This is a genomic window from Mesorhizobium sp. MC2-1-1, from assembly GCF_057597255.1.
In genome coordinates this window covers 3,749,368-3,761,969 of the sequence record NZ_CP195205.1, presented here as the reverse complement: position 1 = coordinate 3,761,969, position 12,602 = coordinate 3,749,368, and the positions used below count along the sequence as shown (strand labels likewise).

10 protein-coding genes and 1 pseudogene are annotated in these 12,602 nt (G+C 63.7%); 3 read left to right on the top strand and 8 right to left on the bottom strand.

Features of this window, described 5'->3' with window-relative positions; all coding sequences use genetic code 11:
* Positions 1 to 60 precede the first annotated feature (60 nt).
* The 5 genes from ACR64R_RS18590 to otnK all read right to left on the bottom strand — a co-directional run bounded on the left by ACR64R_RS18590 (position 61) and on the right by otnK (position 5,627).
* Positions 61 to 1,074: an ABC transporter permease gene (locus ACR64R_RS18590; protein WP_487357772.1), complete on the bottom strand. Its 1,014-nt coding sequence runs from the start codon at positions 1,072 to 1,074 to the stop codon at positions 61 to 63.
* 33 nt (positions 1,075 to 1,107) lie between these two features.
* Positions 1,108 to 2,595, bottom strand: a complete 1,488-nt coding sequence (locus ACR64R_RS18585; RefSeq protein WP_487362483.1) for an ABC transporter substrate-binding protein — start codon at positions 2,593 to 2,595, stop codon at positions 1,108 to 1,110.
* Between the two features lie 265 nt (positions 2,596 to 2,860).
* Positions 2,861 to 3,571 (bottom strand): GntR family transcriptional regulator, encoded by a 711-nt coding sequence (locus tag ACR64R_RS18580; protein ID WP_487357771.1) that lies wholly within the window; start codon positions 3,569 to 3,571, stop codon positions 2,861 to 2,863.
* Between the two features lie 128 nt (positions 3,572 to 3,699).
* Entirely contained in the window at positions 3,700 to 4,350 is a 651-nt protein-coding gene (locus tag ACR64R_RS18575; protein ID WP_487357770.1) for a class II aldolase/adducin family protein, read from the bottom strand.
* A complete protein-coding gene (gene otnK / locus ACR64R_RS18570) occupies positions 4,350 to 5,627 on the bottom strand; it encodes a 3-oxo-tetronate kinase (protein ID WP_487357769.1) in 1,278 nt (425 codons plus the stop codon). Before otnK ends, ACR64R_RS18575 begins: the two co-directional genes overlap by 1 nt.
* 104 nt (positions 5,628 to 5,731) lie before the next feature.
* On the opposite strand from otnK, the gene ACR64R_RS18565 reads away from it, so the two are divergent.
* On the top strand, positions 5,732 to 6,964 hold the full coding sequence (locus tag ACR64R_RS18565; protein ID WP_487357768.1) for an aminotransferase class III-fold pyridoxal phosphate-dependent enzyme: 1,233 nt from the start codon (positions 5,732 to 5,734) through the stop codon (positions 6,962 to 6,964).
* 9 nt (positions 6,965 to 6,973) lie between these two features.
* Here the strand turns inward: ACR64R_RS18565 and ACR64R_RS18560 are convergent, their stop codons facing one another.
* The 3 genes from ACR64R_RS18560 to ACR64R_RS18550 form a co-directional block, all read right to left on the bottom strand.
* Complete coding sequence (locus ACR64R_RS18560) at positions 6,974 to 7,651, bottom strand: GntR family transcriptional regulator (protein ID WP_487357767.1); 678 nt, start codon at positions 7,649 to 7,651, stop codon at positions 6,974 to 6,976.
* A 102-nt stretch (positions 7,652 to 7,753) separates the two neighbouring features.
* A complete protein-coding gene (locus ACR64R_RS18555; protein WP_487357766.1) occupies positions 7,754 to 8,731 on the bottom strand; it encodes a transketolase family protein in 978 nt (325 codons plus the stop codon).
* Positions 8,728 to 9,615, bottom strand: a complete 888-nt coding sequence (locus ACR64R_RS18550) for a transketolase (RefSeq protein ID WP_487357765.1) — start codon at positions 9,613 to 9,615, stop codon at positions 8,728 to 8,730. Before ACR64R_RS18550 ends, ACR64R_RS18555 begins: the two co-directional genes overlap by 4 nt.
* A gap of 104 nt (positions 9,616 to 9,719) precedes the next feature.
* On the opposite strand from ACR64R_RS18550, the gene ACR64R_RS18545 reads away from it, so the two are divergent.
* Together ACR64R_RS18545 and ACR64R_RS18540 are read left to right on the top strand one after the other, a co-directional pair.
* On the top strand, positions 9,720 to 11,087 hold the full coding sequence (locus ACR64R_RS18545; protein WP_487357764.1) for an aminotransferase: 1,368 nt from the start codon (positions 9,720 to 9,722) through the stop codon (positions 11,085 to 11,087).
* Positions 11,084 to 11,923, top strand: a pseudogene (locus ACR64R_RS18540) (aldehyde dehydrogenase family protein); the annotation flags it as partial. The gene ACR64R_RS18545 and the pseudogene ACR64R_RS18540, both read left to right, overlap by 4 nt.
* Between the last annotated feature and the right edge of the window lie 679 nt (positions 11,924 to 12,602).

Here is a 12,602-nt window from a genome sequence, read left to right as displayed (position 1 = left end):
GCGGCAGCAGCACGCCTTTAGGCCTCGCGATGGTGCGGCGCGCGGGCTGGGTGGAAATGCTCATGAGCCGACACTCTGCACGCGCGGATCGATCACCGGATAGAGCAGGTCCATCACCAGGTTAATGATCACGAAGCCGGCCGTTGAGACGATCGCCAGCGCGATGACCGGCGAATAGTCGAAGACCTGGAAGGACTGGTAGGCATAGAGGCCGATGCCGGGCCAGTCGAAGATGACCTCGACCAAGATCACCCAGCTGATCATGTAGCCGAACTGCATGGTAGTCGCCGTCAGGATCGGCGACAGCGCATTGCGCAAGATGTGCTTGAACAGAATCCGGTTGGGCGACAGGCCCTTGCCGCGCGCCGTGCGCACGTAGAGGCGGCTCTGCTCCTGGATGAGGGCGGCGCGTGAGAGCCGGGTGCCGACCGCGAGCAGGTTGACGACGATGGTCGCGGCGGGAAGCGCCAGATGCTTCAGGCTGGCGAGAAAGGCCGAGAGGCTGCCGGCCAGTAAGGAATCGATGAGCAGGAAGCCGCTGATCACAGGCGGGGCCGTCTCGCGGATCGGGAAGCGCGCGCCGAGCGGCAGCCAGTGCAATTTGTAGAAGAAGAAGAACTGCAGCGTCATGCCGAGCCAGAACACGGGGATGCCGGTGCCGATCATGGTGATGAGGCGGATCGCGCCGTCCACCGCGCCGCCGGGGCGGCGGGCCGCGAGCACGGCCAGCGAGAAGCTGATCGCCAGATAGAGGACGAAGCTGACGATTAGCAGCTCCAGCGTCGCAGGCAGATACTGCTTGAGGTCGGTGCTGACGTTGCGCCGCGTGCGGATGGACTCGCCGAGGTCGCCCTTGGCGAGGCCGGTCATGTAGGAAACGAATTGCTCCGGCAGCGGCCGGTCGAGACCATGCTCGACGCGGATGCGCTGCACGGTCTCCTCCGAGGCGTTCTGGCCGGCCAGGAAGGCGGCAGGGTCGGCCGGAACGACACGGCTGAGGAAGAAGGTTATGACCGCGACGGCGATGAGGACGACAAGACCCCAAACCAGACGCTTGAACAGGAAGGCGATCACAACCGTGCCGTCCGCATGCGCACCCCGCCGCTGTTACTTGCTGTGCATTTCCCAGAAGCGGGCGTTGATGTACTCGGCCGGGTCGATGCGGTAGCCGCCGATCCGGTCAGGCTCGGGCACCACGGTCTTCGGCCGCGCGGTCCAGATGACGTAGTGCGAGCCCACCACGATATCGGCCGCCTGCTTGAGCAGCTTGCCGCGTTCGGCGGCGTCGGAAATCGTCGGCAGTTTGGCCACCAGATCCTGCAGCGTCTGGTCGAAGAATTTGCCGGAGTTGTAGAAGCCGCCCTTCAGGTAATGCGCGGCAAAGAACTTGGTCGCGTCGGATGGGCTGAGGTTCGCGTTGCCGAGTACGAAGCAGTTGCTCTTGTCGGACTTGATGGCCGTGATCGCCTCGACGAAGGGCTGCTCCTCGATTTCCACGGTGACGCCGAGCTGCTGGGCCGAAGATTGAAGCACGGTCGCGGCGAAGCGGAATTCTGGGAAACCGGCCGGCACCGAGCATTTCATCTTGGCGTTGGCGAGGCCCGATTTGGCAAGTGCTGCCTTGGCGCCGTCGAGATCGGTCTTGATCTCGGCCTCTTCCTTTTCCGGGCTGCCGGGGAACCATGAGGGAACCGGGCCGCGGCCGACTTCGGCCTTGCCCTGGAAGGATTGAACCATGGCGTTGTAGTCGAACGCCTTGACCAGCGCCTCGCGGAAATCCTTGTTGTTGGTCGGCGCCAGATCCATGTTGAGATAGATCGCCGGCCATGCCCACAGATTGTTGCCTTCCACCAGATGGAAGCCGCTGCTGGTACCGATGCGCAGCGCCTCGTCGAGCGGCACGAAATTGGCGAGGTCGAACTCGCCGCCTTCAAGCCCGCGGGCGCGGTTGGCGCCGTCGGTGACGAAACGGTCGAGCACGCGGTCGAAGGGCTTTTCCGGGAACTTGCCCCACCATTTGTCGTTGCGCTTCAACTCGATCTGGGTGCCGCGCGTCCAGGACACGAATTCGTAGGGGCCAGTGCCGTTGGCGTTCTCGTTGAACCATGCCTGGCCGAGATCGTCCTTGTGCTTGGCGATGTCCTCGTCGGACAGCATTTCGATGCGGCTGAGGTTGGAGGCGAGGAAGACGGTCGGCGCCTTGGTCTCGATCTTGACGGTCTTGGGGTCGACCACTGTGACACTGGCGATGTCATCGACCAGATAGGATTGCCCCTGGCCGATCTTCAGCAAGCGGTCGAGAGTCGCCTTGACGTCGTTGGCGTCGAAGGCGGTCCCGTCATGGAAGGTGACGCCGTCGCGTAGCTTGAAGGTCCAGACCTTGCCGTCCTGCTTCCATTCCGTCGCCAGCGCCGGCAGCAATTTGGACGGATCGGAGAGGTCGAAGTCGACCAGCCGATCGTATATGTTACGGGTGACCGTGAACTCCCAGTTCACGTTTGCCTTGGCCGGGTCGATCGTGCTCGGCTCGCCGGCATCGGCATAGACGAAGGTGGACGCGTCGTCGGCGAAGGCCGAGTAGGAGACGCCGCCCATCAAAAGGCCGAGCGCCAGTCCCAAAATCCCATTGCGAAGCTTCATTGTTCTCCCCTTATTTTTGGTCTCTGGAAATAGAATATATCATATATGATGAAGGTCGCAAGCGCTCATGAGGACGTTTCAGCATTGCTCGGCGAGCGGTGAAAACTGGGTCGGACGCCACGTAAGGGACACGGCGAAAAGGGTGAGCCTCCGGGCCTAATCGGAGTCTCTCATCCTGGAGCAGGTTTCTGGATTCTTGGGGAGCTTTGAGAGGGTCAGCCTAGCGTCGCGACCGCTGTGGGGGCTCGTCTTCGGCGTCTTCCTTGCTCTCGATCGCGGCGAGGTGCTCGACGAATTTGCGGCCGCCCTCGATCAGGTCCTGCTCGAAGGCGCGCCGCAGCGCCACCTCGTCCCTGGCGCGCAAGGCGGCGATCACGTTGACGTGCTGGTGCTGGCCTTCATAGGTCGGATGGCCATGCGGGTAGAGCAGGCTGAGCAACGGGCCGGCCTGGATCCACAGTCTCTCTATCATCTCGATCAAATGCGGCATTTCCGATTTGCGATGGACGGCGAAGTGGAAGTCGTAATTGTACTGAAGCGCGGCCGCGTAGTCCTTGGTGCGCTCGGCCTCGATCAGCTTGTGATGGATATCCTCGAGGGTTTTCAGGAACGGCTCGTCGATATGCGGCATCGCCTTTGAAGCGGCATAGGGTTCGAGCACGAGCCGGATGTCGCGCAGCTCCAGATACTCCTTGAGGCTGATCCGCCGCACGCGGATGTAGTAGCCCGGCTTCATTTCCAGCGCGCCGTCCTTGACCAACTGGAAGATGGCTTCGCGCACCGGCGTCTCGCTGGTGCCGAGCTGCTGGGCGAGGTCGCGGATCTTGAGTCGGTCGCCGGGATGGAGCCGCGCCGACATCAGCTCCTGGCGAAGACGCAGGTAGATCTGCGAAGACAGGCTCGTCGCCTGGATCTCAGGCAGGTTCTGCATTCGTCAGCGGACTCGCTTCTCGCATCGGGCCAAGGGCTCTCAAGATCACACGCCGCCCGGGCTGTCCATATCGCCGGCCCGCAGCCATTCGAAAAATCCGGTTCATAAGGACGATGTCTCCGTGCTCGCTAGCCGGGCAACAAACCCGTTCCGTAATTGCCGTACCGCTTTCCGACCCGCTCCATTTCTTCCTCGGGAAGCAGGGCGGGCTCGCCGGCCTGTAACGCCATCAGATACTGACGCGCCAGCGTCTCCAGTTTCACCGTGGTCTGGAAGGCGGCTTCCAGCGTTTTGCCGATGGCGATCATGCCATGGTTGGCGAGCAGGCAGGCGGTGCGGTCCTTGAGCGCCTCGACCGCCGATGACCCGAGATCGGCCGTGCCGAAGGTGGCGTAGCGGGCGCAGCGCACGTCGGTGCCGCCGAAGGCCGCGACCATGTAGTGGAAAGACGGCAACGGTCTGCGCAGGCATGCCAGCGCCACGCAGGCATCGGCATGGGTATGGATCACCGCATTGGCGGCAGGGTAGGCATCGAGGATCGCGGCGTGCATGTGCCATTCGCTGGATGGGATGCCTCCGCCCCTGATGGCGCCGTGGGGATCGATCTGGACAAGCCGGTCCGGCTTGAGATTGCTGCTGTTGGCTCCCGTCGGCGTGATCAGCATGCCGCCTGATACCCGCCGGCTCACATTGCCGCTGTTGCCGTGATTGAAGCCCTTGTCCTGCAGACGGCCGACCGTCTCGACAATGGCGTTGGGCAGGTTGTCTTCGTTGATCATCAGGGCTCCGGATGCCGCATGGATTCGAGCGTCGGTAAAAACATGTCCGGCGGCCCGAGCTTTCCGGATTTGAGGCTGAGCGCGACGATCTCGCCTTCTTCCGTCGTCGCGCGCGCGACGCCCGGACCCTGGTAGGCACCGATCCTCAAGCGATCGATTCCGAGCTGCTCGACCACCGATCCGGATGTCTCGCCACCCGCGACGAGAAAGCGCCGGACACCGCGCTTGCGCAGTTCCACTGAGAGTCGGCCAAGAATAGCCTCGGCGAAGCTTGCCGCGCCTTCGCGCCCATGTCTTGCCTGCGCGGCGCCGACCTGCTCCGGTCCGGCGGAGGTGGCGATCGCGATCGGGCCGCCGTTGAGATGGTTGCCAGCCCAGCCGAGCGCCTTCTCGACGGCCGCATCGACGCTTGCGACCGAAGCGATGTCGATGCGGTGCACCGGCCTTGCTCGTTCAAAGGCCTCGAGCTGTTCCAGTGTCCGATCCGCGCAACTGCCTGCCAGCACCACGCCAGGGCTTTCCACCGCCGGCAGGGGGCGCTTCGGCGGCGCGCCGTCCAGCCAGCCGCGCTCGCGCCAGAGCGCGGGATAATGACGGATGACCGGCGCGTTGCCGGTCATCAGCGGCCAGTCGACGGTGAGCGCTGCGATCGCGGCGAGATCCTCGGCATAGATCGCATCCATTATGACGTGCCGGATGTCTTGCGCGACCAGTTGGTTGACATAGGCGCGCCGGGGGGAAAGCTCCGCCCGCACGACATTGTGCGGCAACAGCCCGACGGCGAGTTTCGACTGCCGCTGCAGCACGCGCACCAGATTGGGATCGGTCATCGGGGTCAGCGGATCGTGCCGCTTCGGCGACTCCGAGACGAGCTGCGCGCCGACGAAGAGATGGCCCTGGAAGACGCTGCGCGCGAGATCGCCGGAACTCGGGCAGAAACCGGTGTGCGTGGCTCTCGTCAGTGCTAGCAGGCTGTCGGCCACGGGGCCGATATTGCCGTCATCGGTGGAATCGAAGGTGGCGCAATATTTGAAGAACAGCCGCCTCGCGCCGATGTCGAGCAGCCGCTGTGCGGCTTCTTCCGATTTCCGTACGGCCTCGGCGGCGGGGACGACCCGGGTCTTCTGCGCGACGACGACGGCGGGCGAGTCGGCGAAATGCCGGACCTGGGCGGGCTTGGTCACGAAGCCGCAATCGACACCCAGAGCCACCAGCATCGCTGCCGTTTCCATGCCGCCGGTGAGGTCGTCGGCGACGATGCCGATGATGGGCTGCATGTTCCTCCCGCTACTCCAGAGCTATTGTGCAAGGATGATACATGATATATCGAATGCTGAAAAGCAGTCTTAGGCGTCGGTTCGCGACGCGCGGCGGGGTTTTCATGGACCAGCATTCGAAGAGCATAGACGGCGCCTTGCGCGCCCGGGCAAAGCGCGTCATCCCGGGCGGCATGTGGGGGCATCAGAATGCACAGCGCTTGCCGGTCGGATATCCCCAGTATTTTTCACGCGCCCAAGGGTGTCGCACCTGGGACGCGGACGGACGCGAGTACATCGATTTCCTCTGCGGCTGGGGGCCGATGATCCTGGGCTATGGCGATGCCGACGTCGAGGCCGCGGCCGACAGGCAGCGGGCGCTCGGCGATGCGATGAACGGGCCGAGCGAGCGGCTTGTCGAACTGGCGGAACTCATGGTCGAGACCGTCCCGCATGCCGATTGGGCGATGTTCTCGAAGAACGGCACCGATGCCACGACCGCCTGCCTGACGATCGCCCGGGCGGGCACTGGGCGCCGCAAGATCCTGATCGCGCGCGGCGCCTATCACGGCGCCATTCCATGGTGTTCGCCATCGGTCGCCGGCGTTACCGAGGAAGACCGCGCTCATCTGGTTTATTACGACTACAACAACGTCGAGAGCCTCGAGGCCGCGGCCGAGCTGTGCAAGGGCGATCTGGCGGCGATACTGGTTTCGGCTTTCAAGCACGACCTTGGCAAGCCGCATGAATTGCCGACCGTGGCGTTCGCGCGAAAGGCACGCGCGCTCGCCGACAGCGCTGACGCCGCGCTGATCGTGGACGACGTGCGCGCCGGCTTCCGCCTCGATATGGGCGGCAGCTGGGAAACGGTCGACGTTCGGCCCGACATGGCCGCCTGGAGCAAGGCGATCGCCAACGGCCATGCGCTGGCCGCCGTCACCGGCAACGACCGCTTTCGCGAGGGAGCGACGCGCATCTTCACCACCGGCTCCTTCTGGACCGCCGGCGTATCCATGGCCGCCGCGATCGCCACGATCCGGAAGCTTAGCGCCGTCGATGCGGTGGCGCATATGCGGGCCATGGGGCAGCGTTTCCGCGACGGTCTCGATGCGCAGGCGCACAAGCACGGCGTGCCCTTGCGGCAAAGCGGGCCGGTGCAGATGCCGGTGCTTTTGTTCGAGAACGATGTGGATCGCAAGCTCGGCGACACGTTCTGCCTGGAAGCGCTCGCCCGTGGCGTCTACCTGCATCCGGCGCACACGCTGTTCCTGTCGGCTGCCCACCAAGAGGCCGATATCGACCAGGCTCTGATGGCGACGGACAAGGCGTTCGCGGTGGTCGCGCGGCTGCAGACCTGACAGGGTGGGTCAGGATGCGACGAAGCCTTCGTGTCCCTGCAGGAAGCGCAGGAAATCCTCGCCGCCCAGGATGAGGTCCCGCTCCATGGCGGTGCGCGCCTTTTCCGAATTCTTCTCGCGCAAGCCCTCGATCACCGTCAGATGCTCGGCGGCCCCGACATATTTGTGCTCGCCTTCCTTGAAGAAGACGGTCAGCATCGGCCCCATCGAGACCCACAAGCTCTCGATATGGGCGACCAGCATTTCCATGCCGGACAGCCGATAGACGGTGAAGTGGAAGTCGCGGTTGTAGCGGAATGAAATCTCCGGATCGCCGGCCTGGTCCGCCTTCTCGAACACTTTCTGGATGGCGGTCAGCTTGTCGATGTCATCCTTCGTCGCATTCTGGGCGGCGAGCCCGGCGGCAAGGCCCTCCAGCGCCAGTCTTATGGTGCGCACCTCCATGTAGCGCGCCAGCGTCAGCGCGGGCACGGTGACGAAGCGGCCCGAACGCAGCTCCAGGCCGCGCTCGCTGACCAGCCGCAGGCAGGCTTCGCGGGCAGGGGTGACGCTGGTGCCGAGCTGGTCGGCGAGGTCCTGCATTACCAGGCGTTGACCCGGCCGGAACTGTCCCGCGATCAACCCCTCGCGAAGGGCGACATAGGCGCGCGCCGACAGATTGCCCTGCTCTAGGGGCTGAATGTTCACGGCAAAGGTCTCCTCGGCATTGTTGTCTTACGTCTTCTGCCGGCGGTGATTCTACAAGATATATCCAATAGACGCTTTTTCTGTCCCTGTATTGTCGGCCTGCTAAGCAAGCAGGGATTGCGCGACGCTTTCGACGCCGGCCGCATCGAGCTTGTAGTGACGGTAAAGATGGGTCGGCGGCGCGATGAGGCTGTACTCGTCCTTGATGCCATGCCGGATCAGTCGTGCGCCGCCGCCTTCCTCGGCCAGCACTTCGGCGACGGCGCCACCCAGGCCGCCGAGGATATTGTGCTCCTCGACGGTGAGGATGATGCGCGACTTGCGCGCCGCCTGCATCACCGCTTCGCGGTCGAGCGGTTTTATCGTGTGCATGTCGATCAGGCCGACGGAATGGCCCTTGCCGTTCAAGGCTTCCATCGCCTGTTTGGACGAATGAACCGCCATGCCGCATGCGATGATGGTGAGGTCGTCGCCGATGCCATGGACCACGGCCTTGCCGAATTCGAATGGGGCGTCCTCGGCGTAGACGACCGGGTCGTGGCCACGCGAGATGCGGAAATAGATCGGCTGCGGATGATGGACGGAAGCGCGCAGCGCCGCCGCGAATTGCGGGCCGTCCGCCGTAGAGACGACGGTGAGGTCGGCAATCGAACGCATGATGGCGATGTCTTCCGTCGCGTGATGCGAGGTGCCGTAGAACCCGAGCGAGATGCCGGTGTGGTGACCGATCAGGCGGACCGGCTGCGCGCAATAGGCGACGTCCATGCGGATCTGCTCGCAGCATAGGAGCGCCAGAAAAGAAGCGAACGTCGCGACATAGGGTATGACTCCGGTCGTCGCCATACCGGCTGCGGCCGAGACCATGTTCTGCTCGGAAATGCCGAATTGCGTGAAGCGCTCGGGAAAGCGACGCGCAAAGCCGACGAGACCGTTCGAATGCTGAAGATCGGCGGTGCCGGCGACGACTGGATGGCCGGCCTCGGCAAGCTCGATCAGCGTGTTGGATAAAGTCGCCAGCGAGGGCGCGCGTTTGTTGAGCTCGCGGTATTGCCAGCTTTCGGGATGCAGGGCCGCGCTCATTGCGCACCTTCCAGGATCGTCTCGCGGGCGCGGACTTCGTCTTCCGGCGCGAGATAGCCGAGATGCCAGCCGGGTTCGGTTTCCATGTAGTCGATGCCCTTGCCCTTGAGCGTTTTGGCGATGATGCAGCAGGGTTTTTCGCGGCCGGTGTCGGCTTTGACCTTGCGCAGCAGGTTGGCGAGCGCGACGACGTCGTGGCCGTCGACCTCATGCACCTCCCAACCGAAGGCGCGCCACTTCTCGTCCAGTGGCTCGACCGCCGCGACGTCGTCTACCTTGCCGTCGAGCTGGTAGCCGTTGCGGTCGATGATCGCGACAAGCTTGCTCAAGCGATGGGTAGCGGCGCTAATCGCGGCCTCCCACACCTGGCCCTCCTGCATTTCGCCGTCGCCGAGCAGGACGAAGACGTTGAAGTCCTTTCCGTGGAAGCGGCCGCCCAGCGACATGCCGACGCCGTTGGACAGGGCATGGCCGATCGAACCGGAGCTGAAGTCGACGCCGGGCACCTTGCGCATGTCGGGGTGATCGCCGAGCGGGCTGCCGAGGCGGGTGTAGTCGTCGAGCCAGGACCGGTCGAAGAAGTCGAGATCGGCAAGGATCGGAAACTGGCCGACCGCCGCATGGCCCTTGCCCATCAGGAAACGGTCGCGGTCCTGCCAGCCCGGCTCGCCGCGGTGTAGCCGCATCGTGTCGTAGTAGAGCGTCGAGAAAATCTCGGCACAGGAGAAGACCGACGAGTAATGGCCCACCTTGGCGATCGAAATCAGCCTGATCGTCTCCAGCCGCACGAAGCGCGCACGCTCGCGCAGCCGGGCGGCCTGTTCGTCCGATATGCCGTCATTGCCGCTGTTGCTCGGCCATCGGCTCGCGCCTGAGGACGTCATGCTCAGTCTCCTCCGTTTCCATCTATCTGACCCTCGACAACTTATAAGTTATAAGATATTTGGTTGAGCCACAAGAACAATTATCCGGCTCTAGGGAACAGGAAATGCTGCACAATTCGGCTCGGGCAATCGACATGAGCCTACATCTGCATTCGCAGACGGACGCGCGGCGGCATGAACAGGATGGTCCGCTGATCATCTCCGGCGGCGACGGAGTCTATGTCCGCGACGATGCCGGAAACCGTTATATCGAAGGCATGGCCGGCCTATGGACAGCGTCGCTCGGTTTCAACGATCAGAGATTGGCCGCCGCCGCAGCTGCCCAATTCGCCAAGCTCGCCAACTATCATACGTTCAATCACCGCTCGAACGAGCCCTGTATCGACCTGATCGAGCAACTCGCGGCGGTCTCGCCGATTCCGGACTGCAGGATATTCCTGGCCAATTCAGGTTCCGAAGCCAACGACTCCATGATCAAGCTCGCCTGGTATTATCAGGCGGCGCGCGGCAAGCCCGGGAAGCGGCGCATCATCAGCCGCAACGGCGCCTTTCATGGCAGCACGGTGATGGGCGCTGTGCTGAGCGGCCTACCGCATATGCACTGGTCGTTCGGCATGAACACGGACGACATCCTCTATGCCCGCAAGCCGCATTTCTATCGAGAAGGGCGGGAAGGCGAGAGCGAGGACAAATTCGCCGACCGGCTGATCGCCGAACTGGAGGCGATGATCCTGGCGGCCGGGCCAGACACGATCGCCGCCATGATCGCCGAGCCGGTGATGGGGGCGGGCGGTGTGATCGTGCCGCCGCAAAATTACTTCCCCAAGCTGCGCAAGCTGCTCGACGAGCATGATATCCTGCTTCTGGCCGACGAAGTGGTCTGCGGCTTTGGCAGGACCGGCAACTGGTTCGGCAGCCAGACCTTCGGCTTCAAGCCGGACATGTTCTCCGTCGCCAAGGGACTTTCCTCCGGCTACCTGCCGATCGCAGCCGTCGTCGTGTCGGACGCGACCTACCAGGCGATCGCCGATGAGGGACACAAGAACGGCGTCTTCGGGCACGGCTTCACCTATTCGGGCCATCCAGTCGCCTCGGCGGTCGCCGCCGAGGCATTGCGCATCTATCACGAAATCGATGTCGTCGGCCGGGCCCGGACGCTGGGCGCGCGGATGCTGGAAGCGCTGCGCAACACGCTCGCAGATCATCCGATGGTTGGCGAGATCCGCGGCGTCGGCCTGCTTGCCGGCGTCGAACTGGTCGCCGACCGGCGTACCAAACAGGCTTTTCCGGCCGAGGCCAGGGTTGGCGCGCAAGTCGAACGCGCCTGCCGGCAACGCGGCATCATCCTGCGCAACATGGGTGACATGCTGGGGCTCTGCCCGCCTTACATCATCGAGCCGGGCCAGATCGACGATCTCGTCCGCGCGCTTTTCCTCGCCATCGAAGACACCAGGGAGAGCCTCTCGCTCTGAGTCTTGGCCGCCATGACAATCACCATCAGACAGGACAAAAGCATCCCGAAGTCGGGCTGTTCATCGACGGCAAGTGGGGACCGGCCACCGGCGGCAAGACGCTCGAGGTGCGCAACCCGTCGACCGACAAAGTCATCGGCTCGGTCGCCATGGCTGGCGCCGCCGATCTCGACCAAGCGCTCGCAGCAGCCGAACGCGGCTTCAAGGTCTGGCGCAAGGTCTCGGCCTTCGAGCGTGGCAAGGTGATCCGCGAATCGGCCCGGCTGATGCGCGAGCGCGCCGGAAGGATCGCCGGCCTGCTCAGCCTCGAACAAGGCAAGCCGCTGGGCGAGGCGACGATCGAAGTTCTGGCCTCGGCCGACATTCTCGACTGGTTCGCGGAGGAGGGGCGTCGCACCTATGGACGCATCGTGCCGGCGCGAGCCAGCAGCGTCCATCAGCTGGTCGTGCGCGAGCCGGTCGGGCCGGTTGCGGCGTTCACGCCGTGGAATTTTCCGGTGTCGCAGACGATCCGCAAGATCGGTGCGGCACTCGCGACCGGATGCTCGATCATCGTCAAGCCGCCGGAAGAGACGCCTGCTTCGCTCGCCTGCCTCGCCGACGCCTTCAAGGATGCCGGGCTTCCCGACGGCGTGCTCAATCTCGTCTATGGCAACCCACCGGAGATTTCGAACTACCTGATCCCGCATCCGCTGATCCGGAAAGTGTCCTTCACCGGCTCCGTCCCGGTCGGCAAGCAACTCGCGGCGCTCGCCGGCCAGCATATGAAGCGCGTGACCATGGAGCTTGGCGGGCATGCGCCGGCGGCTGCCAGATCAGTTGCGAAACGAGATCGGCCAGCCTCGCCTCGGCGGCGGCCTCGATGCAAAGGCCGAGCACCTCGGTCTCCATCGACCGGTGGGTAGGCAGTTGGACGGCGAGCCTCAGCCGACACAGGGTGGGGATTTTCCATTGTCCACCCTTCTACCGTTCAACCTCTGGAACCAGACGGTGAGACGGCGCCTGCGTTTGAGCCTTGGCGAGCATAGATTGCGCATCGTGCTCTCAGACGAATACGGGGCAGGTCCATTGACCATCGACGCCATCCACTGCGCCCTGCCTGGCGCCGAAGGCCTCGTAATCGACGCCGTCTCGAACACGCCGGTCACCTTCAATAAAGACGAGCAAGTCGTTATTACCGCAGGAGCGATAGCGATCGGATTGTGCTCAGCGTGTCGCCTCTGACCGAATTGCTGGTGTCCTTCTTCGTCTCGAACCCGACCCCGATAAGCACCTTTCACCGCTACGCGGAGCAAACCGGATACATCGCACCGGGCAACCAGTTGGCGAACCCAGTGCTTCAAGACCTTCCGAAACGACAACGCGTATCTTCCTCACCGGCGTAGTGGTTGAGGCCTCCCGACAATGTTACCGCATTCGAAGCGTCTGGTAAGTTCGCGAAAGCGCCGCCTTCGACGCAGCAGTGGCTCTCGACAAGTTGGTTGCGTCCGGGACAACCCTCTCGTTATGGTGACG

Coding starts and splice junctions, on each gene's coding strand:
- otnK (WP_487357769.1), bottom strand. CDS start 5,627: ATGCAGCCCATCATCGGCATCGTCGCCGACGACCTCACCGGCGGCATG.
- ACR64R_RS18555 (WP_487357766.1), bottom strand. CDS start 8,731: ATGAGCGCGGCCCTGCATCCCGAAAGCTGGCAATACCGCGAGCTCAAC.
- ACR64R_RS18585 (WP_487362483.1), bottom strand. CDS start 2,595: ATGGGCGGCGTCTCCTACTCGGCCTTCGCCGACGACGCGTCCACCTTC.
- ACR64R_RS18550 (WP_487357765.1), bottom strand. CDS start 9,615: ATGACGTCCTCAGGCGCGAGCCGATGGCCGAGCAACAGCGGCAATGAC.
- ACR64R_RS18575 (WP_487357770.1), bottom strand. CDS start 4,350: ATGATCAACGAAGACAACCTGCCCAACGCCATTGTCGAGACGGTCGGC.
- ACR64R_RS18545 (WP_487357764.1), top strand. CDS start 9,720: ATGCTGCACAATTCGGCTCGGGCAATCGACATGAGCCTACATCTGCAT.
- ACR64R_RS18565 (WP_487357768.1), top strand. CDS start 5,732: ATGGACCAGCATTCGAAGAGCATAGACGGCGCCTTGCGCGCCCGGGCA.
- ACR64R_RS18580 (WP_487357771.1), bottom strand. CDS start 3,571: ATGCAGAACCTGCCTGAGATCCAGGCGACGAGCCTGTCTTCGCAGATC.